At 59.0% G+C, this 20,736-nt stretch carries 21 protein-coding genes; 13 read left to right on the top strand and 8 right to left on the bottom strand.

All coding sequences use genetic code 11. The features are described 5' to 3' along the window. Positions 1-98 precede the first annotated feature (98 nt). Together NA637_RS03630 and NA637_RS03635 are read left to right on the top strand one after the other, a co-directional pair. Positions 99-1,034 carry a recombinase family protein gene (locus NA637_RS03630; protein WP_003089068.1) on the top strand — a complete coding sequence of 312 codons (936 nt, stop codon included), beginning with the start codon at positions 99-101 and terminating at the stop codon, positions 1,032-1,034. A 90-nt stretch (positions 1,035-1,124) separates the two neighbouring features. After that, positions 1,125-1,697: a hypothetical protein gene (locus NA637_RS03635; RefSeq protein ID WP_256071063.1), complete on the top strand. Its 573-nt coding sequence runs from the start codon at positions 1,125-1,127 to the stop codon at positions 1,695-1,697. A gap of 103 nt (positions 1,698-1,800) precedes the next feature. Here the strand turns inward: NA637_RS03635 and NA637_RS03640 are convergent, their stop codons facing one another. Beyond that, positions 1,801-1,965 (bottom strand): hypothetical protein, encoded by a 165-nt coding sequence (locus NA637_RS03640; protein WP_009681546.1) that lies wholly within the window; start codon positions 1,963-1,965, stop codon positions 1,801-1,803. Positions 1,966-2,087: 122 nt separating this feature from the next. On the opposite strand from NA637_RS03640, the gene NA637_RS03645 reads away from it, so the two are divergent. The 3 genes from NA637_RS03645 (at position 2,088) to NA637_RS03655 (ending at position 9,815) form a co-directional block, all read left to right on the top strand. Further along, on the top strand, positions 2,088-3,029 hold the full coding sequence (locus tag NA637_RS03645; protein WP_009681545.1) for a tyrosine-type recombinase/integrase: 942 nt from the start codon (positions 2,088-2,090) through the stop codon (positions 3,027-3,029). 64 nt (positions 3,030-3,093) lie between these two features. Next, positions 3,094-3,714 (top strand): hypothetical protein, encoded by a 621-nt coding sequence (locus tag NA637_RS03650; RefSeq protein WP_009681544.1) that lies wholly within the window; start codon positions 3,094-3,096, stop codon positions 3,712-3,714. A 20-nt stretch (positions 3,715-3,734) separates the two neighbouring features. Continuing rightward, a complete protein-coding gene (locus NA637_RS03655) occupies positions 3,735-9,815 on the top strand; it encodes a DUF6908 domain-containing protein (RefSeq protein WP_009681543.1) in 6,081 nt (2,026 codons plus the stop codon). Positions 9,816-9,856: 41 nt separating this feature from the next. Here the strand turns inward: NA637_RS03655 and NA637_RS03660 are convergent, their stop codons facing one another. The 7 genes from NA637_RS03660 to NA637_RS03690 form a co-directional block, all read right to left on the bottom strand. Next, complete coding sequence (locus NA637_RS03660) at positions 9,857-10,090, bottom strand: hypothetical protein (protein ID WP_009681542.1); 234 nt, start codon at positions 10,088-10,090, stop codon at positions 9,857-9,859. Between the two features lie 2 nt (positions 10,091-10,092). Then, a complete protein-coding gene (locus tag NA637_RS03665; protein WP_065861625.1) occupies positions 10,093-10,596 on the bottom strand; it encodes a hypothetical protein in 504 nt (167 codons plus the stop codon). 57 nt (positions 10,597-10,653) lie between these two features. Beyond that, complete coding sequence (locus NA637_RS03670; RefSeq protein WP_043092171.1) at positions 10,654-12,273, bottom strand: DNA sulfur modification protein DndB; 1,620 nt, start codon at positions 12,271-12,273, stop codon at positions 10,654-10,656. 287 nt (positions 12,274-12,560) lie between these two features. Beyond that, positions 12,561-12,911 (bottom strand): hypothetical protein, encoded by a 351-nt coding sequence (locus tag NA637_RS03675; protein ID WP_009683798.1) that lies wholly within the window; start codon positions 12,909-12,911, stop codon positions 12,561-12,563. Positions 12,912-12,965: 54 nt separating this feature from the next. After that, positions 12,966-13,874, bottom strand: a complete 909-nt coding sequence (locus tag NA637_RS03680) for a SprT-like domain-containing protein (protein ID WP_366945892.1) — start codon at positions 13,872-13,874, stop codon at positions 12,966-12,968. A 68-nt stretch (positions 13,875-13,942) separates the two neighbouring features. Next, positions 13,943-14,221: an HU family DNA-binding protein gene (locus tag NA637_RS03685; RefSeq protein ID WP_009683795.1), complete on the bottom strand. Its 279-nt coding sequence runs from the start codon at positions 14,219-14,221 to the stop codon at positions 13,943-13,945. 65 nt (positions 14,222-14,286) lie between these two features. Beyond that, on the bottom strand, positions 14,287-14,574 hold the full coding sequence (locus NA637_RS03690; protein ID WP_131201113.1) for a hypothetical protein: 288 nt from the start codon (positions 14,572-14,574) through the stop codon (positions 14,287-14,289). Positions 14,575-14,992: 418 nt separating this feature from the next. Between NA637_RS03690 and NA637_RS03695 the strand changes: the two genes are divergently transcribed. The 8 genes from NA637_RS03695 (at position 14,993) to ssb (ending at position 20,665) form a co-directional block, all read left to right on the top strand. Further along, the gene (locus NA637_RS03695) at positions 14,993-15,277 is read left to right on the top strand and encodes a hypothetical protein (protein ID WP_009683793.1); all 285 of its coding nucleotides are present in this window, start codon (positions 14,993-14,995) and stop codon (positions 15,275-15,277) included. A gap of 8 nt (positions 15,278-15,285) precedes the next feature. Then, the gene (gene rdgC, locus NA637_RS03700) at positions 15,286-16,218 is read left to right on the top strand and encodes a recombination-associated protein RdgC (protein WP_023118078.1); all 933 of its coding nucleotides are present in this window, start codon (positions 15,286-15,288) and stop codon (positions 16,216-16,218) included. Between the two features lie 5 nt (positions 16,219-16,223). Next, the gene (locus NA637_RS03705) at positions 16,224-18,299 is read left to right on the top strand and encodes a DNA cytosine methyltransferase (protein WP_009683791.1); all 2,076 of its coding nucleotides are present in this window, start codon (positions 16,224-16,226) and stop codon (positions 18,297-18,299) included. Then, entirely contained in the window at positions 18,289-18,519 is a 231-nt protein-coding gene (locus tag NA637_RS03710; RefSeq protein ID WP_009683790.1) for a hypothetical protein, read from the top strand. Before NA637_RS03705 ends, NA637_RS03710 begins: the two co-directional genes overlap by 11 nt. 116 nt (positions 18,520-18,635) lie before the next feature. Continuing rightward, on the top strand, positions 18,636-19,052 hold the full coding sequence (locus NA637_RS03715; protein WP_256071064.1) for a hypothetical protein: 417 nt from the start codon (positions 18,636-18,638) through the stop codon (positions 19,050-19,052). After that, positions 19,049-19,732 (top strand): hypothetical protein, encoded by a 684-nt coding sequence (locus tag NA637_RS03720; RefSeq protein ID WP_009683788.1) that lies wholly within the window; start codon positions 19,049-19,051, stop codon positions 19,730-19,732. The genes NA637_RS03715 and NA637_RS03720 overlap by 4 nt, the downstream gene beginning before the upstream one ends. A gap of 8 nt (positions 19,733-19,740) precedes the next feature. Beyond that, positions 19,741-20,160, top strand: a complete 420-nt coding sequence (locus NA637_RS03725) for a hypothetical protein (RefSeq protein ID WP_009683787.1) — start codon at positions 19,741-19,743, stop codon at positions 20,158-20,160. Positions 20,161-20,188: 28 nt separating this feature from the next. After that, the gene (gene ssb, locus NA637_RS03730) at positions 20,189-20,665 is read left to right on the top strand and encodes a single-stranded DNA-binding protein (protein ID WP_023118079.1); all 477 of its coding nucleotides are present in this window, start codon (positions 20,189-20,191) and stop codon (positions 20,663-20,665) included. Positions 20,666-20,736 lie beyond the last annotated feature (71 nt).

Here is a 20,736-nt window from a genome sequence, read left to right on the forward strand (position 1 = left end):
GCTCGGTTCGTTAAGCTCCCCACGCTACGGTTCAAATAACTGGTACGCTTTATCAAAGTTCAACTATTACTAACGTAGTCGAGTAAACGGTACTTTTGATGAAGATCGGTTATGCGCGAGTGAGCACTCGGGATCAGAAAGCCGACCTACAAGTCGATGCCCTGAAACAGGCCGGGTGCGAACGCATCTACCAAGACATCGCCAGCGGCGCGAAAAGCGCCCGTCCGGAACTGGACAAACTGCTGGCCAACGTGCGTCCGGGTGATGCCGTGGTGATCTGGAAACTGGATCGCCTCGGGCGCTCGCTCAAGCACCTGGTCGAGCTGGTCGGCGAGCTGGCAGAGCGTAAGGTCGGCTTGCAGAGCCTGAATGACCCCATCGACACCACCCATGCCCAAGGCCGCCTGGTGTTCAACCTGTTCGCCTCGCTGGCCGAGTTCGAGCGCGAGCTGATCCGCGAGCGGACTCAGGCGGGCCTGTCGGCCGCACGGTCGCGGGGCCGGATCGGTGGCCGTCCCAAGGGTCTGCCCGCCAAGGCCGAGGCCACCGCCATGGCGGCGCAAACGCTGTACCGCGAGGGTCGCCTGAGCGTCAGCGCCATCGGCGAGAAGCTACACATCTCCAAGAGCACACTGTACAGCTACCTGCGCCACCGGGGTGTCGAGATCGGCGCATACCAGAAGAGCGCCCGGTCACGCGATCAGCAGATCACGGCCTCGTCGTCATCGCCGGCAGAGCCGCCCGCTGTCGAGCGGGTGGCCACCGTCACCCTGCGCCTGGCGGTGGTGAATAACAGCAAGTTCGTGCGCGGCCGGAAACGGGCCAAGGAGAACATCGAGCGCTACTGCCTGGAACCCTACGGCATGAAACGGCTGGAGTCGGGCCACTACGAGTTGGCCATTTCGTATCGAAGCGACGACGAGCTGGACAAGACCGTGCACGACCTGCTGACCGAGATCAGCCAGGAAGCCGACATGCGCAACTGCTTCATCGAGGCGGATGCCTGGGAAGAAGGCACCGAGCGCAGGTGGTAGGGCTTACGTTGGTTTTTGGTTCCATTGCTCCCCAAACCCCAAGTGTACCTATTCCGCGGCAGCTACCCAGGGGCGTGCGGTGATGCACCGTTGACATCTCTAGGTCTCAAGTCGCTGCTTCCCGGTGTGAAGTCGGACCCTGATTTAGGCGAATTGGCCCGAATTTACCTGACCTCGGCAGAGGGTGCTGCGGGATATGCGTGGGGCGACACTCGGGGCGGCGATGGCGCACATGGTGCTGAAAATCTCACCCACCTGGTGCTCCTGGGTTACGCCGAGAGGACAGGCGGATCCGAGCCGAACCAGCTGGGGGGCTCGTGGCCCCAAGTCAGCGTCACTCCCGCCGGCGTCACAGCGATCCACTCTGCGGGGGTGCTTCCTGCTATCGCTCGCCAGCTCTCCCGCGGAACCGCCCTGCTCCATTGCTGCGATGAGACTTATGAGTTCGATGTGTGCAGTGGCGCTATCGTGGCTAGCTCAGGGCGGCTGCCGGCAGTCATGCGCGTTGACGTCGGCGAGCTTCAGGAGGCCTTCCCGGACGAAAGCATTGGCGACCGCGATTACGAAATCCCCGAGGTCTGCTATCTCGATTTTTCTGGCGCCAAAGTTATGGCAGACGCGACATTTCGAGATGAAAATAATGGCACACGGCCATCGCTTTAGGGCATAAAGAAAGGGGCGCCAAACCACTGGTCTGACGCCCCTTTTTTGTAGACTCTTGTCCGCAGAATAGCGACTTTTAATTGGTTATAAGGCCCGCCTGAGTTTAGCGGTACCTGAGCTGGAGGGATTCTTTGGCTTCGGCTGCAGCTTCCCGGACATCAGCGATCTTGACGCTGCGCGAGGGGCTGGAGGCTTGAGAATTACCCAGCGCCGGGCCTTGCTTCACCTGGTCAACCAGTGATTTCAGGGCCAAGGTCATCGTCTGCATGTGGGTTCCTCTGTGGCTATGACTCGCATTGTTTTATAGTTTAACAGCGCCAACGTGAAACATATAGGCACTCTGTAGCTACTCTGAAATCAAATTTATACACGAAAATTGGATCTCTTTCCGTGACCACTCCCGCATTCGCCGTCGACGCATTCGAGAACTGGCTGAGGACCGCCTTCGCCAGCCCGTATTCGTCGAAGACGATTCGCGTCTATTGCGCAGTGGCGACCGGCTTCCTGCGCTACATAGACAGTCGAAGCGAGGAAGCGTTCCCCAATGCGCTTGACGATGATTGCGTGATAGCGTTCCTCCGAGCTCCTGGCGTCGGCGGGAAGCCCTATTCCAGGGCATATCAGGTCTTGCGCCACTCTGCGCTGTGCGCCTTGTTCCACTGGCTTGTTGAAACCGGAGTCGTGACGGATAGTCCAATGGAACGCCTGCCGAGACACACGGGCCGCAGGCCTGGCACGCCAGGTGGAGGAAACCGGCCAAAGAGACTGCCTCCGGTTTTGATGTGGCGAGACCAGCGTCATCTCTTACAGGTGATAGACTCAAGTCATGGCCCAGCGAAAGTCAGGGATTCCGCCATAGTCAGCTTAGGGCTTGCGACCGGTCTCCGGAACGAAGAGATCTGTAATGCCACTATTAGTGGACTGGACCTTCACTACCGCCGGATGAGGGTAGTAGGAAAAGGGAATAAGGAGCGGCTGATCGACTTTTCACATGACGACCGCGCCCTCGATCCCATGCGTGCATGGCTCAAGACCCGGGCCGAAGTTTTGCAGCAGCACGAGCGGGAAAGCGATCTGCTCTTCATCTCAAGGGCTGGACGACGTCTCTCCGGATCGCTTGTGTACCAACAGGTATCCCGGCACCTGCAGTCTGCTGGGCTGGCAGGAAAGCTGAAGCGTTGTGGCGCACATGTGCTCCGCCATACGGCCGCGAGCGTCATGTTCGCCAGAGGCGTGCCGATTTTGCAGATCAAGGAGAATCTTGGGCATGAGGATCTTGCCACAACACAGATCTATGCCCATTTGCTGCCACCAGAGGGAGAGGCGATGTGACGACGCCTCTGTTTTACTTTCGTTTGATTATAAATACTAATCTTAATATGATGGTTTTCGATTGATGGACGAACGACATGATGTCTTGCTTGTCGGGGTGAACACCGACAAGCACGAAGCATACGCCCTAAAGCGGGACAAACAGATCGTTCGGGTCGCGCAAGGGGTTTACTTCAGGACGGGAAAAGATGCCGAGGTCCTTTTTGAGCTCTATGGCATCCGCCTGGCGAAGTTCTGCTTCCAAAGCGCTGCTTTGACGCACTCCACCGCCTGGTACCGCAAACCTGTGGACGGGCGAGTTTTTCTAGGAGGTGACTACCCATACAAGAAAAGCATCGCGCCATACGAGGGTGACTTCCGCATCGTACAGAGCATGGTCCATCCCAAGCTCACCGACGAGAGGATGTACGAGCTCGCAAAGTTCGAGGATCCCCTGGGGCAGTTCGAGATGCACTGCGCTACCCCAGAAATGACGCTGATCCACCTGATGGACGCGACGAAGAAAAACGTCGAGAAACATCTCCCGGAGCAGGAGATGGACAAGATCTTTGAGCAGCTGCAGCTGAAGTATGGCAGCAAGGCCTCCACCCTGGCCGCGCTTGAAACCATCGCCCAGGCAGCCGAGAAAACCAATGAATTCGAGCGCCTCCTCAAGCACTTCTTCTCTCAGCGGAGGCGCAGCTGAAAATGAGATGAGGTAAGTGGATGCCAACCTGGATCGACCTTTCTGAACATGATGTAGAGCTAAACGTCCAACAAGATCCAGAAGGCAAGTCGCTTGTCCTGCGGTCATTACCTGGGGGAGTGATCCCCCAGTCGGTAACGGAGCTGGGTTTCGAGAAAGATGGAGCCCTCTACCGACGCACCAACCTCCGCTTCACCCTCCCCGAAATTATCCGCCACTTCCCCAAGGCCAGGTCGCGCCAGATGGAAATGTCGGAGATATTCTACGTCCCCATCCCGAGCAATCTTGAAGCTGTTTCAGTCGCCGCGGGACAAAACGCCGGCGTCGAAAAGGCCCCCTGGCAGATGAGTTCGGCAGAGTGGATTTCCGCTCGACGCGAGCTCGCCACACCGATGAAGGTTTCCGCAAGTTCCGAGGCTGGGCGAATTGGCAGGCTTTCCGAGCTTTCCTACGGTGTTGCGGCATGGCGGCATCAGCGTGCGCTCGCCGGCGACCAAGAGGCCATCGCGGCGCTGGAAGAGGCCGTAACGCACTACGACGTGGTGATGAAAGCTCTCTCGGAGGGCAAGCAGGTCCCTTTCGATGTTGTTGCCGAGTACCCTTCCCTTCTGGATCCTGAGCCAGACCAGTCGCACACAATCGCTGCAGCTGCGCCTGAACGGTCATCTGTCGCAGCCTTCATGCTTCCGGCAATCAAGTCGGCACGTAAGCGCACTGGTCCTGCGCGAGTCGTGAAGGCCCATGAAGTAGCCAAGTTTGGCCGTCGCGGCATGGTGTCTGAGTACCTTGTGGTATTCCAGGATGGTCGCTTCCCCTGCAGCGTTGAGGCGCTCGACCGAAAGCAGGCGATAGACTTCGCCCAAGCCGAACGCCTTCGTCTCGATACCGCAGAGCAGCCGGTAGATACCTCCCCTGCAGCGCCTCATCCTCAAGACCAGATCCAGGCAGCATCGATCGATGACGCTTGGGAGCCTGAGCGCGTTGGCGCAGCGGCGGGCAGCAGCTCGATCGAGCCCACGGAGGCATGGCTGGTATCCCAACACCAATTCAAGACAGTCGCGGTCACCAGGAGGGCCTCGGACGGAACAGTGGAGGTCCATTTCCGTAACCAGGCATTCGCGACAGACCAGATCACACCCGCAAAAGCGCTGACTGCAGCTCACAAGCAGGCCGTTCGCCGGGCATTCGCCGACGGCAAGCAAATACCATTTCACGTCTTGGTCGACTATCCAGATGTCGCCTACGGCCCAGGTGAACGGGCAGCCCGGTCCGTCTCCAAGCTGCTATCAGAGGCTGGCCTGGCAGAGCGGCTGATGACGGGATTCAACAGCTACGTCCGGCTCGTCAATCCGCCCTACACGGATCTCATTATCGAGCGTCTGCCAGCGGAATCGTCGCCACGTCTCTGCCTCACCCACTACCTGGAGTCGAACGGCGATCGTTTCATCGATAGCGAAATGATTTTCGAGATACGCCCCGCCGGTCACCTCGTTCTGTGCGAGACCGCAGTGCAGAACCCGATCCGTGGCGGAGAACTGCGGGGCCTTGACCGCAGCTTCGCGAACATCTTTGCCCAGAACCTCCTTCAGCAGGGGTTCTCCAGTGCCCGGCTGGAATGGTCGGATGATGCCGATGAAAGCCTGGAAGACGGCCCTGAGAATCGCCTTTACGAGGGGATGGCCATCGTTGAAAAACTCGCCGCCGAGCTCAACGCGGAAGTCTCACCTTGGGAGGAGTCTGGCCCGTCCACCATTGGCAAATGGCGCTACGCCACGCTGGTCCGCGAAGACGTATCTGTCCGTATCGCTGTGTCCCAAGGGGGTGTGGTGCAGGTCAACGGCGACCCCTTCACCAAAGGTGAAAGAGTGCTCCACGTGGCGGCGGAGGCCGTCAGGGAGTCCCTGGTTGAGGCCTTCAAGTTTGAAAGCACGAGTGCAATCTCCTCGCCCGTCCAGCTGTCTCCTTATGAACTAGGTCGACGGGCTGCAGAACAGGGCATGAAGTGCGTTCCAGCCTGGGATAAGGATCTGATGGCAACGTTGGGGGGCAACGTAGGCGATGGCGTACCTGCGATGCGCGAATGGATGAAGGGCTGGCACGAGATCAATGCGCAGCGTGAGGTATTGCCTCGACCTGCAACGACCACCGATGCAGAGCCGGCCGATATCACCAGATCACGTATTTTGCTGCGCTTGCCATCCACCGCTCCCACCAGGCTCCCCCTGTACGGGATCAACACGAGGTACGAAGCTACTCGCTATTCGCTTCCCGGCGATTTTTACGCTGAGACATCCTTCAACGGGTACCGGTTCTTCGCCCCGGCCGAGCACTATCGCTCGGCCGATTTCAGCAGAGCCGAGCGCGACTTGTATGCCGCTCATAAGCGTGGCGACCACAATGCAGTCAAATCCGCCCGGCAACTCATGGCCTCGGAAATGACCGAGATGGTCGCCGCCGCCCGGGCCACCTTGCCACAAAATGAGCTCACCGGGAGCACAATGCAGGCGGGCGATCGAGTCCGCTTCACTCCTGCCAACGCGGCAAAGCAGCCGGTCACCGGGGTGGTGAGCAAGGTTCTTGAAAACTCGGCGGGTGACAAAGGCTTCGAGCTAATTCGAGATGCGGCCGAAGCGATGGTGGAAGTCGAGACGTGCTGGGTAGCTGACGGATCCCTGCAGTTCCTACCGCCCGCTGATCCTGTAGAAGCCTTTCAAGCTGCTCTGGCGGTGTCGAGGAAGGAGGTCGATCCCAAGCGCCGGGTTCAGGCACTCATTCGTGTTCTTTGCGCTGACAGAGGAGTGGTGTCCCAAGGAGACTGGGTTGCCCAGCTCGCCTTCAGCGCCGACCTGCCGGCGGACCAGGCCCAGCTGGTGACGCTCATGGAGAAACATCTACCCTCTCCCGCCTCATTCAACATAGCCGTAGGTCTGGAACAATTTCAGGATATACCCAGCGAGCCCAAACGGCTGGCGGATGCAGTGAGGCGACTGGGTGATAACCTCCGGGGGTTCAAAGCCAGCCATCTGCGGAAAACTGCAGCGCGGATCGAGGACTTGCGCACCATTGCTCCTGAGAACGCGCTGGCCATCGAGATGCTAGAAAGTGCTGCAACCACCGTCCACCAGGCGGAAAGCCTCCTGGTCGACCTGGAGGCCAGGCTCGCGGCAGCCAAAGCCGAAGAGGAGGAGCGCAACTGGGAACGGTTCGAGCCATTCGGGGCCCAGGCCGTGACAAAGCCTCTAGCGTCAGAAATCGGTTTCACCAAAGCATGGATAGACAAGGATAACGGCTGGTTCCGGGTCCGGAACGGAGCTTCTGTCGCTTGGACCAACGGCCACGTATTCGATTTGGAAGAACCGAACTACCGCAGCTTCGAGAAGAACGAGAGCCGTCGCTTCCAGAATACGCCTCTGGCGAAACGGCCGGACATCAGCCGTTTTCTGGAGCATGAGACCGCTGACGCGATGAAACCGGTATTCGTGTACCGAAGGATGCACGACGACAAAGATGCCGTGATCCTAGCCAGGTCCTCGGGCCGCCTCGTTTCACTCGACAAGCGCTATCACGACTACATTGCGGTGAAGTACCCAGGGGCCGTGTTCTTCGTAGCCAATGACTGGGAAATCGACGCTCCGAACCACGGCTCTCTTGTGCACGCGAAGTTGGATGGCCAAATCGTCGCCGGGGTGATGCCGCTACGAGGATTGGATCCGGCCTACACGGTCGACCTCATTCAAACCAAGATTCTTGCTGTCACCCAAAAGGGCGCAGTGGACGAACAAGACTCCTCCGAGGTCGAGAACCTGTTGTATGAAGCCGACCAGCGGGTAAAGGGCCGGGCGATGGCCACCGCAATGATCCAGGTTGCTTTGGACGAGGGCCGCTGGTACAGCGCGATCACAACTCATCACCATCAGGGTAACCATAGCGGCCGATCGGAGCCGATGACTTGCCGAGGGGACGGGTTTACCTCTCGATTCGACGCCGTATTCTATGCCGGCAACCGAATCGTCCTGGAACAGCGTCGGATAGCTCGATCACAGGACAGCGTCACAACGCCCAGACAGAAGGCCGAAGCGCTGAAAATGGCAGATTGGGCGCTGCAGCAAATCCTCGGCGAGGTCGCTGTCTCGTGGAATGACCGCACACCAGGACAGGGATGGTACGAGGCTCGCCGTGAAGGTCCTGAGTACGCCGAGCTGCGCGGCTCCGGCCTATCGGAAGCAGACGCACTGGATGACCTTCGAGAGCGAATCGAGGACTCACTCAGCCAAGCAGATCATTACTGGAAGTCCATTGGCAGCAACGACGCCGGCGAATCTCTTGAAGAGAACACCCTGGGCATTCGCAGCATCGTCAAGGACGGTGTGCGGATCACCGAACCTGCCGCCGCGTTACCGCACGGAGGCCCCGGCGTTCTGCAAGATCGTCCCAAGAATTTCCTGACGAACGATGAAGCTGCTCCATCGGCGCTGGCCACGTCGCCAGAGAGCGGGGTGGCCCAGGGAGCAACGCACAAGGTCGGTGACCTCCTCGACAATGCAACGGTCCACGTGCTGATCCGTGGAACAGCTGTCTCCCTCATTCACCGCAAGCTATCGAAGTATGACCCCCGCCGGCAGGATGGCGGCAGGGATTGCTTCTGGGCGAGAGCATTCATCGGCGGGGAATGGCGCCCGCTCGGGCAGCCCTGGCCCAAAAAGCCGAGTCAGTCTTCGCTTGAGACCGCCTTGGCTGTAGCGGCATCCGCCCCGGCATTCGACAGCAACGCCTTCTTCGTCCAGCTGAATGAGGAAATACGCCAGGCGAACCTCGGCGCCGACAGCACAGCCGAGATCCAGCCTCTTGACCAGAGCAAGTTCCGGGCACAGCCCCTGGACGATCGCTCCTACGAGTTACGGTTCAAGGACCGCGCATCGCCGTTCTTCATCCTGGTGGAATACCAGTCGCCTGGAACCTACTTGCCGAATACCGGAGGCGGTGTGACTGGCCCCAAAACTAGCCTTTCCTCCGCCTGCGCGTGGGCAGTGCGCGAACTGGACCGCCTGCAGGCCCACTACGAGCGCAGACTGCAGGAACAGAACAAGGACAACCCTCGGTTCGAGGTCGACGCTACGAGCTTCATGGAGCTCTTCCCGGCCGATAGCGATGGCCACCAGCTGCTCGACCACGTCCTGCAGGTGTACCAACAGAAAGGTATGCAACGCCGTATCGGCCAAGGCCAGCAGCAAGATGCTGATCTGCCAGCGGAGCTTCAGCTGAACCGTGCCACCGACCAGTCGGTTATGGTTAGGCTGGACGATCCCGACTGCCCTCTTTCGATCGAGCTCCGCTGTGCTGTAGAAGCATCCGGACGCCGGCCGTGGGACGCACTGCAGGCCATCCAGCAGGCTGTCGCAGCTCTACAGACAGAAACGGCCTGGTCACGGTTGAAGAATGAACGCGGCGACGCCGGCATCGAGATGGAGCGGGTCGCCCAAGGCTACGCCGAGTTCATGAGAGCGCAGGATCCGGATCGCCACAGCGGGATCCCCGGCCGGATGCACCGCGAGTTCGCCTTGGCGTTGATCGACAAGGACATCGATCATTTGCTGGGGTGGCTGGCTCGGCCGCGGGGGCAAAACGATCTATCCAAGCGCTACTTCACACAGGTCACAGGCATCAAACTAGCCAAGACAGCCAAGGAGATCACCGTAGCGATCTATGGGTGGGCAGGATACTCGCCGGAGCAGGCCAGCCAGATGGAGGCGGAAAAGCAACATCGCCGCGACGCCGCTGCGCAGCAACGTGCTGCTGAGAGCCACTTGCAGCACGTGCTCGCTCAGCTTGACCGCACGCACTACCGTTACAACGGAAACGTGGTGACCGCACGCCAGTTCGTCGACGACATCATTGCAGGCGGCTTCGATTCGCTGCAGACGAAGCGAGTAGGTGCCGTCGATCGCTATCGGTTGGTCAATCGTGCCGAGGACCGGCTGTACGAGATCTCTGGCCACCTGGTCGACTATGCGCGGCATGTGCTTGCTCAACGTGAGCAGCGACTGGATCTTGAAACGGCTGAAGAGCCAGTTGCAGAACCTTCCCGGCCACGCCTCGGATGACTGTCCACCCGCCCCCCGAGACATCCGGGGGCGGGTTCCTTTCAGCTGGTGAGCAAGGGATCTGCGCCCAAGTCAGCGAGGCGTTTATCGCGGCGTTGCTCTGCGGCCTTTTGCAGGCGGTCAGCCTCCGCCTGGCTCAAAAGTCCAGCATCAGCCAAGGCGTCAATATAGCCCCAGACGTAGGCCATTTTGACACGCACCTGGATCGGATCTGCTTCATCTGTAATGAGCTTTAGTGCGGCCGCTAATTTGGCCTGCTGCGCTGCGGGGTGCATAGTTAGTCAGCCGCAGCTTTTGGATCGGTCGCGACGATCGTCGCGACGCTCCCATCCGAAAATTTCAGGCTCTCGACCTCCTGCCATTTCAGGTCCCGGATCTCCGTTACGCTGACAGAGGAAGTAGCACCTAGGAGTACCTTACACCCAGTGGAGATTTCGACCAGCTGAGGTGACTTTGCAGCGGTCTTACTGATCGATATGAGGGTTTTCACTCCGCCCGTGCTTCTCTCAATCGGGAACAGCAGGATGTGGACACTGTCGCTTGCTTGAAGATCGAGACTGGCGATAACAGGCGGGTTCTCGCGGCCTAACTCACACGTCGAGCTGTGCTCATTTTGGGACTGCGATATGGGGGTTGGGGTGCCAACTTCGGTCGTCACGCGACTGTTCACCCCCTCGCCCTGCACTGTGAACTCCACCAGCGACGGTTCGGCCCCCACAGAAACTGACGCAGCCATCAAAATCAACCCCATACTTGCTGCTGCTCGCCTCATGAAACTCATTTGCCATACCTCGTGATTGTGATTGCTTTGTAGTGTCTTTTCTGGGGAGCAGCCTCGCTATTGCGAGGCTTCAACTCGGGCGTTCACAGCCGCTAAGTCCTCAGGTAGGGAGAGGCCGGCGATCTTCAGAAGTGTGGCAGCAGTGGACTTCGTACCGTCGGTAGTCTTCTGCATCTTGCCGAGCACCACGCAACGGTTTTCCCACATAGCGTCGCCTTTGCTCGTTTCTACAGCAGCAAGGCGCTGCATGGAATGCCACCGGGCGCGGCTCGGATCTATGACTTTCGCATCGCGGTCGATTGGCGTCAGGTAGGTACCTGCGAACAGCGCTTCCCGACCAAAAATCCCCAGCGCCTCCAAGAACACCGCATGACCAATAACCATGACTTCTCGCACATCAGCCGCGGGAATCCCGCCACTGATCATGTGGGCCCATTGAGGCAGATGTTTTCCGCACTCCTCCAGGAATTGACGAACCAATCCCTCGATCCCATGCAGGCGTGTTTCGTCGACCAGGCCGATGGTTCGCTCGCTGACACCGGTGAGCAGGGTAACGAACTTTTTGAACGCCACCAGGCTCCATAGCTTGTACGAACGCTGCCCAGGCGTCGCGTTCTCGAAGTCGATGCGTTTTTTGATGTTGGGCATGCCGTTGAGCAGTTTCTGGATCCAGGCGTTGTAGGGATTTCGGTGGTCGTACAGCGCGTTGATGGCAGACGATGGTTTGACCGCCTTGCTGTTGATGTCAGCGAAGATCTGCTGCGAGCGTTTTAGGCCCTGGTCGAAATGAATTTGTACCGGCGCCGTCTCGTTCTGCAACGTGGTGTCGCCCTTGAGAGCCAGTTCGATCGCGTAGCGCCGATGCTGGCCATCGTTGATCAACATGGTCGCGCTCATCGGGATGTGGAGCATGCCGAGTTGAGGAATCCCCTCGAACGGTTCGAAGGCCATGGCGATGTCGACGCTGGCAGTCAACGCCGGCAGGACGTACTCGTCGCGGTTGGCCAGCATGTATTCGCTGATGTCCTCTGCCCGCTTCTTGTTGAGGGCACGCTGTGCCCTCAGCTCCGCCGGCACCGCCTCTTCTTCGTCAAAGACGAATAGTTTCGCCAATATCGGATAGGGAATCTGGGCCAAGTAGAACTCGCCACGTGCCTGCACGCCGCGGACTGCAGGCACGGAGAAACATGGCTCGTTGCGGATCATATCGATGGCCTTTTGCGCCTCGTACCCGCGTGCCCGCAAATGCGCAGCCTCCTGCTGCTGGAGCACATGTTCCTGGTGCTCCTCGCGAACTTCCTGCTCGTAGCGCTCGCGCAGCTCGTCCAGGGTGAGGCCTTCCTGCTGCAGGTAGAAACCCGCATCATCGGCCAGCCGGTCCGGCTTGCCCGTGAGTTCCATCGAAAGAATCGCTGCCATCAGCCGCTTGCAAAAGGCCCGACGCTGCTCGCGGTCGTAGTCCTCGATCAGCTGCTCAACGATATCGCCCTTGCGAAGCGCGTTTTCCGAATGTACTGCGATGAACGCGCTCTCACTGTGGATAGCGCGCTTGCGCTTGTTCAACTTGTCCCGGGCGCTCATGGCAGCGACCATGTCGCGGTGGACTGACACGACCTCTCCCCGCGAAATGGATTTGTCTAGAAAGCAGGCTTCGCGAGCGATAACAACGTCGTACATGAGGACCTCCAGCGAGAATGAATTCGACGGAGGAATATTGAACCCCGGTTCAATCTATAGCAAGTGCTATTTTGAACTGGACTTCAATTTTTTAACGGTCGGGAGACCCCGAACGGCATCATCCCAGTGCGCTTCCCGATCGGGATCATTGCCGAGCTTACTGATCCAGGCAGGCGACAACGACCAGCGCTCGGCGAGCGCTAGCCCAGTCCATCCCTTGCGGCGATACTCGCTCTTGAACTGCTCGGGAGTCATTCTGTCAGCCATAAGAGCCCCTTCCGCCTGAGTCAATCATTGAGCTCGACAACGGCAACGCCAGTACCGACCACCGCCTGGAAAGCAGCAGCATCCAGCGCTTGGTATTCGCCGCGGTGCAGGTGGACACGAATCACCGGGTCAGCTCCGCCAGAAGAGATCAACGCCAACGAACGCTCTAGCAATTCGCGCAGTTGCTCGGTCGGTCCGCCCTCAGGACCTGCAAGACGGGTATAGAACACTGCAGTGTTCTCAACGGTCGGTTTCGCCTTCTCGGCCAGTAGCGGACACCAGGTGTCCGGCCCCATGATCTGAATGCCGGCCTGATGGAAAACGCCCGATGCGGTTTCCAGGGTGAACTCATGAGTCGCTCCATACTGCATAGTCTTCTCCAGTCTTTTGAACATCGCCATGGGGCCAACAGTTTGAACTGAGGTTCAATCAGCAGCAAGAGCTTCCTGGGTAGAGTCTGCAGACAGCTCCAGGACAACCAAGCGCTCCTCGCATTCCTCACAAATAACTTTCAACCCTGGCTTGCCCCACATGTTTAGCCGGCAGCCTGGGCAGGAATATTTCAGCCTGTTGCTCCTGTCACCTGGTTGCCTCACTGACACATCGAGACTCGCCACTGCTGCTGGGGCCTGATAGGCCAGGGCGATAGCCGGATCCAGCTCGTCAGCTATTTCGTCTACGCCGGCGTCCAAATCATCGTCCCCCTGGTAGTCCTGACTTGCCGGAGGCATCAGCGATGCTGGCATAAGCGACATCGGACGCGATGGTCCCCTCACGTCGACCGGGAATCGGTCCATCCACGAGATGGCGAACCCTCTTTTCAGCAACTCCCGGGTTGCGACATCGAACCGACCGCCAGGTATGACGTAGTCGTTCATCGACTGCCCTACCCTCTTGCCGCCAGGCTTGCCCGTGTCGGAGGGCATCAAGCCCAGAGCCTCCATTTTGTTGGCCCACTCTGTGTTGTGGTAGCAGGCTCGACTTGGCTTTCCAAAATGGTATTGCCAGAGGTGCACCATTTCATGCACTAGCGTCTGTAGGATCTCGACCAGGGGAATCACTGCGAAGTAGTCGGGATTCATCGCAATCTCATCCGCCTTGATCCCATCGCGGCGAATGAAACGGGCCTGAGAGAAATACCCCATGGTCCGCTTTTCGCGCTGATATGTGATCAAGCACGCCGGCAGCCGCTCCTGGCTCGCGAACAAATGGTCATTGTAGAAATCGTAGGCAGCCTGCAGCTCTGCATAGGCTTCCTCGGTCGGCCGTCTGTGGCTCACCAGCACCCCCGCTGCTTGCAAGTCTGTAATGTGCAATACAGAAAAAACATTCAAGTCTCTGTATTGTGCAATACAGAAACCACGCCTGAAACAAGGCCCCGAAGGGCCTGGCTCTACATCTATTACTGAGCGTTCACTGCACGCTTCAGCGGTTCCCCCGGGGTGAATCTCACCGCCTTCCTGGCTGCCACAGTCACAGGCTCACCAGTATTCGGGTTGCGTCCGTTTCGCGCAGCACGGTCGACAACGCTGAACACGCCGAAACCGACCAGGGAAATACTCCCTTGACTGACCAGCGCACTCTGTATACCAGAAAGCACGGTATTCACGATTTCCGATGCTTCTGCCTTGGTTAACCCGTGTTTCTCGGCGACAAGCCCAACAAGCACAGCCTTGCTCATCCTCCGCTCCTTTGTTCGTCCTGGCTCAGTTCCAACGGAAAACGCCTCACAGCCGCGGCCAACACTCAGGAAGTCGCGCTTTCCGTGATTCCAAGCAGCTTGTTGATGTCTGCTGGCCTACAGCCAGCATACTCTAGAAGTTGATCTATTGCAGGGTACCTCTCGCCCTTTTCGGCTTGGTAGCGCTGAATTGTGGCATCCAGCACGAGCATTGCTGCAGATATCGCCAGTGACTGCTGCCGCTGCTTACCCGGCGCTCGCGCAGGAATTTTCAGCGTTACCTGGCATTTCTCGAAATCGAGAGCCGCATCGCCTACGAGGACGCAGGAAATCTTCAAGTTGTCTTCACCCACGTCAAAACCTCCGCGCACTATGACAATACGCATTAAAACCATTTTTCCACCAAACCGCCACTCTACTTCTCTCCCTCATCACTGAAAGCTGCCTGCGCGATACCTCGCCAATGACCGCTGAAACGGCCTCAGGCCGCCCTAGACATGGTGTAAATATGTTATTTACACCATGTCTAGCAGTTATAATACAACGAAAGCTGACAGATGCCCGCCCATTCGCTCAAATCAGGCGCGGATAGTCTAACGATAGTCAAGGCATGGCCAGGTGATTGGCTCACGTTGAAGCGTTACCGGTGATCGGAGCAGGAAATCCCTGCTTCGGTAGAAATCAGCCGATTTTCTAAATTTCCTTGCATCGTTGTTATTTTTGCGTATTGTCTGCGATTATAGCACAACGAAAGTCAAAAGGAGATCACGCATGAAGCTTTCGCAGCTCGCCGGGCTCTGGTCGAAGGACAGGGGGTTTATCCAGTTCTTGAACGAAGAATCTGCTTTCCGCTCGGAAAGCTCGCCATTTGGTCTGGCCAGCGGTGATCGGGATCCCGCTGACCTGATCCGTGCCAAATGCTCGATTTCTTCCCGCCGGGACCTGGACACCGACAAGGCAGCTGCTGCGATCTTCAATCGCGAATTTCGTCACCCGTACATGGCTTGGGCTGCAAAAACCAGTCGGACTCAGCAAGCCATCCGCACAACGTTCTAGGAGCTGTCATGTTCTTCTCTAACCTGTTGCTTTACCGCCTGACGCAAGACCTCGCGAAAGATCTTGGAATCGATGGCGAATCGCTCGCCCATGCGTTGAAGTCGAAGCCAGCTCGCGCCTGCGGCAGCCAAGAACTCACTACCTACGGCTTCATTCCTCCGCTGGGCAAAGGTGAAGATGCTCCGCTCGTGCACGAAAGCAGCGGCTTCTACCTAGTGGCGGCTCGGAAAGAGGAACGCATCCTTCCCGGCAGCGTCGTCCGTGACGCATTGACGGAGAAAGTGGAAGAGATCGAGACCGAGCAAAGCCGCAAGGTCTACAAGAAAGAGCGCGACCAACTCAAAGACGACATCGTCCAGGCGTTCCTCCCTCGGGCCTTCATCCGCAAAGCAACTACCTACGCCGCGATCGCTCCAGCTTTGGGACTGATCATCGTGAACGAGTCGAGCGCCAAAAAGGCCGAAGATCTCCTCTCGACACTTCGCGAAGCTGTGGGCTCTCTGCCGGTACGACCGATAGCGGTGAAGGTGGCCCCCAGTGCCACTTTGACCGATTGGCTGAAGAACCAGCAGGCCAGCGAAGGATTCTTCGTCCTGGACAACTGCGAGCTAAGCGACACCCACGAGGAAGGCGGCACCGTTCGCTGCAAACGTCAGGACCTGACCAGCGACGAGATCCAGAACCACCTTTCCGCAGGCAAGCTCGTCACGCGGCTGTCGTTGGCCTGGAACGACAAACTCAGTTTCACCCTGGACGAAAAACTCACCGTCCGCGGTCTCCGCTTCGAAGATCTGCTGCAGGAACAGGCCGAGCGCGATGGAGGCGACGATGCTCTATCCCAACTCGATGCCAGCTTCGTTCTGATGATGCTCACCCTGAGCGAATTCGTTCCGGAGCTGCTGGATGCCCTGGGCGGCGAAGAACAGCCGCAGGGGATCTGAGCGATATGACTGCCTATATTCACCCCAAGATCCTTACCCGCGAGATTCGCCATTTCCACCTGTTCTGCGGGCTGGGCGGTGGAGCTAAAGGTTTCAACAAAGCCAACCCTCGCGTAGGGAACCTCCAAGGCAAGTTCCGCTGCATCGGTGGCATCGACGTCAACGCGGCAGCAATCCGGGATTTTGAACGCCTCAGCGGATCTCGCGGAACCGTCCTCGATCTCTTCGATCGTGATCAGTTCAAGGACTTCCACGGCAAAGAGCCGCCGCGGGAGTGGCGCGAAGCCACTGCGGCAGATATCCGTCATGCGGCCGGCGGCGAATACCCCCATATCGTCTTCCTCTCGGCCCCCTGCAAAGGGTTCAGCGGACTGCTGTCGGAAAACCGCAGCAAGACCGCCAAGTACCAGGCATTGAACCGTCTAACCCTACGTGGCGTATGGCTGATGCTGGAGGCCTTCCAGGATGACCTCCCGGAGCTGATCGTTTTCGAGAACGTGCCTCGCATCCAGAATCGTGGCCGCCGCCTCCTCGATCAGATCGTTCAACTGCTGCGCCGCTACGGGTACGCCACTGCCGAGACGACGCACGATTGCGGCGAGCTCGGTGGCCTCGCTCAATCCCGTAAACGATTCCTGCTCGTCGGCCGCAACATCAACAAGGTGCCGGACTTCATCTATGAACCTGTGAAAAAGTCGCTTCGTTCGGTAGGCGATATCCTGGGCCGTATGCCTCTCCCCGGCCATTTCGACGGCGGTCCAATGCACCGCGTACCGAACCTGTTTTTCAAGACTTGGTTGAGGCTGGCCTTCGTTGAAGCGGGCAAGGACTGGCGATCGCTGAACAGGCTGAATGTCGAAGACGGCGTGCTGACCGACTACTTAATCGTACCCGAGCAGACCTGGCGCGATGGTGCCCTTGGTGTTCACCGCTGGGATTCCCACGCCGGGACCGTTACCGGGCGTGCCGAAGCCACCACGGGGCGATTCAGTGTTGCGGACCCACGCCGCTTCGACGCCATGCACAACGGCATTCTGGGCGTTCACGAATGGGCAGATCATTCCGGCACCGTCACGGGTAATTCCCGGCCGATGACTGGCGCCTTCGCTGTCGCGGATCCGCGACCGGAAAGCAAAGCCGAGTATGCGCAGTATGGCGTCATGCACTGGGGAGACACTAGCGGCACGGTGACCAGCCAGCGCTCGCCTGGCCAGGGCACCTTCAGCGTGGCTGACCCGCGCCTGTCTGCAGACAGCAGCACTCACAAGAACGTCTTCCGCGTCGTCCGCTTCGATCAAGCGTCCGGTACCGTTACCAGCGGGCATGGTCCAAGCTCAGGCGGCCAGGCAGTGGCGGATCCTCGTCCAGGTTGGAATCGCCACAGTAACAACCTGGCAGTCCTGGAATGGGAGAAACCCTCGTCCACAGTCATTGCCGGCGGCAAGGGCGTGCAAGGTGGCCAACTCTCCATTGCGGATCCTCGCTATACCAACTGGCATCCTGGTGCGAGCAGCCGAAAGCTCGGCGTTACACGCTGGGACGAAACTTCTGGTTGCGTCATCGGTGCCCAGCAGGTTGCGTCAGGTGCTCTCGCGGTCGCTGACCCGCGCCCGGGCCTGGACCGCAAGAAAGGCGACAACTACCTGACTGCCGGTCACTACGGCGTGGTCCCTTGGGACTCGCCTGCAGGCGCGGTATCCGCAGCAGCAGGCCATGACAACGGATCCTGGTCGGTAGCTGACCCAAGGATCCCTGCAGATAACGAGCGCGTTGTGGCTCGGATCATCGCCCCTGACAACACCTGGCATCGTCCCTTCACCACGCTCGAACTCTGTGCGCTCCAAAGCCTGATCGAGCCGGAAGAGTATCTGGAACTCGACGGGCTCTCCGATGGTGACTGGAGGGAGCGGATCGGCAACGCGGTGCCCCCGGATGCAGCCGAAGCGATCGGCGAGGCGTTCGGTACCACCCTACTCCTGGTCTGGAGCGGGCAGACCTACTCAATCGGCAAAACCCCAATCTGGGTACGCAACAGCCTCGCAGCGCTGTCCGTTGCCCAAGGAGATTTCAATGTCCAGTAACCATGCCAACGGCCGTATTCGCTACTTCGTCAACGACACCTCGCGCAAGGCACTCGCGGCTGCAGGGCGAGGCCCTGCGCGAGAGGCCCTGGAGAACGGTTTCCGAGAGGTATCCCAGGAAGAGCATCGCCAGTTCACCGCAGAGAATGCCCGCCTGCTGCAGGCAGTCCTCTCGAACGTAACAACGTACCTTCCACTAAAGGAAGAGGTTGCGGCATGACCCAGGTATCGATTCCTGAGCAGCAGCTTCGTCTGCTGCATCACACGCTTGGCCTTCGCCCCGACCAACGCGAGTCGCATCGGAACCATTACTTGGCCGGACCAGGGCATTACGCGATGCCGGATCTGGAGGCGCTGGTCAAAGTGGAGTTGATGGTTGTCGGCCGGACACCGGCATTCTGCGACCCCACCGACGTGGTGTTCCACGTCAGCGAGGAAGGCAAGCGATATGCCTTGCAGCATTTGCCGCTGCCGCCGAAAAAGACCAAGTTCGCGGAATACCTCGACTGGGACTGCTGCGAAAGTTTCGGCGATTGGTTGCTTGGCGGGATGAAGCCAAAAGTCGAATGGCGCGAAAGCGGAGGGAAATTTGAGTACCGCATGTACCGCTGTCGGCATAGCGAACAGCACTCGGAAGTGAAGGGAGAGTGGTGTCGCACCCAGAAAGATGCCAAAGCCAGCTACAAGTCCGCCCTGCGGCAGCACCGCCAAACCATGAGCCAGATGCGCTCGGCAATGCAGAAGGCCGCATGAAGCCCTCCAATCAGCCCGACTTCACCCACCGCGATCTGTGCGACATCGCGGTGAAATGGCTTCAACGGCCAAACAGCGCCGGTGGTCCAGGCTGCCATGTTGCTGTCAGTGAGTGCCGCACGGGCTGGACCGGGGAAATTCCCGACGCAATCGGCTTCCGCGCCGCGGGATTCGAAGACGGATCCATCGTCATCGAATGCAAGGTCAGCCGCTCTGACTTTCTCGCGGATCGTCGGAAGTCTCATCGGGTGTCGGGAGGCGTCGGCAACTGGAGATACTTCTTGGCCCCGGCCGGTGTGATCCAGGCGGACGAACTCCCTCAAGGGTGGGGCCTCCTGGAAGTGAACCGACGTGGCCACGTCAAAGCCCTCGCGGGCGTAGCCGCCTATTACCGGTGCGGCTACGACGAGCTGCGAGAGCAAACCGCCGTGTGGCGTCACGAGGCCGATCGTGACCGCGAGCAATTCCTCCTGGTGAAGGTTCTTCATCGCGCCGGCAATCCCGAAACGGCCAACCGGAATCTGCAGATCGCCTTCACCGAGAACCAGCGCCTGAAGCAGCGCGTCAACGAGCTCACCGAAGAGATCCGCTCCGACCGCCTACGCCGGTTCTCCAAACCGCCTCGAAACGAACAAGCAACGCCCCGATCGACCACGCGCTCCGTCCCCTGCGAACTGTGAGGTAACAAATGAGCAGCTTCGTCAATGTCATTTTCCGATTGCCCGAGGATCCGGCCGAGGCCCGAGCCTTCTTGGACTCCATCGGGGAAGCCTTCGAGAACGACAAACCCCTGCAGGGTGCGCTGATCAGCTCCGCCTCTCTACTTCCCCAGGACGGCAGGGTAATCGCTTTACCCCCGATTTCTGCGCCTGACCTGCTCGCTCCCGGCCTGCAGGTAGCAGGCGCGATATTCCGCCAGATCGCGCAAGCCTACCGACGCGACCATGAGCGCCTGGTGGCAGCAGGCGCTGACCCACAGAGCAACAAACACCTGCTGGACGCCGAGATGATCATCCGCATCGCGCTCAAGCAGATGAATCAGGAGACCGAACGTCTCCTTTACAAGGCATCCGGCGAGCACGCTGAGGCCGAATCTTCCTCCACCTGAGCTTCACTCATCCGATAGGAGCAACACCATGGCACGAGGCGTCAACAAAGTGATTCTCGTCGGCAACGCCGGCGGCGACCCGGAAGTCCGCTACACCCCGAACGGCAACGCCGTAACGAACATAACCCTGGCCACCAGCGAAAGCTGGAAAGATAAGCAGACCGGCCAGCAGCAGGAGCGTACCGAGTGGCACCGCGTAGTGTTCTTCGGCAAGATCGCCGAAATCGCGGGTGAGTATCTGCGAAAAGGGAGCCAGTGCTACGTCGAAGGCACTCTCCGCACCCGCGAGTGGGAAAAAGACGGAGTGAAACGCTACACCACCGAGATCGTCGTCGACCAGGTGAATGGCCGACTTCAGCTGCTCGGCGGTCGCCCTCAAGGCCAAGGCGAAGAGCCCGCTCAGCGGCCGCGACCGCAGACCCCACCGCCGTCGCAACAAGGTACTCCGCCAGACTTCGACGACGACATCCCGTTCGGGCCGCTACCTTACCTCGCAGGGGCATAAAGCGTAGCTGGTAGTTTGATTTCCCCTGCGCAGGGTAATAACATTGTTAGCACCTTGCGCAGGGAGAACCA

Origin of the sequence: Stutzerimonas stutzeri, assembly GCF_024448935.1 — a bacterium.
Lineage (GTDB): Bacteria > Pseudomonadota > Gammaproteobacteria > Pseudomonadales > Pseudomonadaceae > Stutzerimonas > Stutzerimonas stutzeri_AO.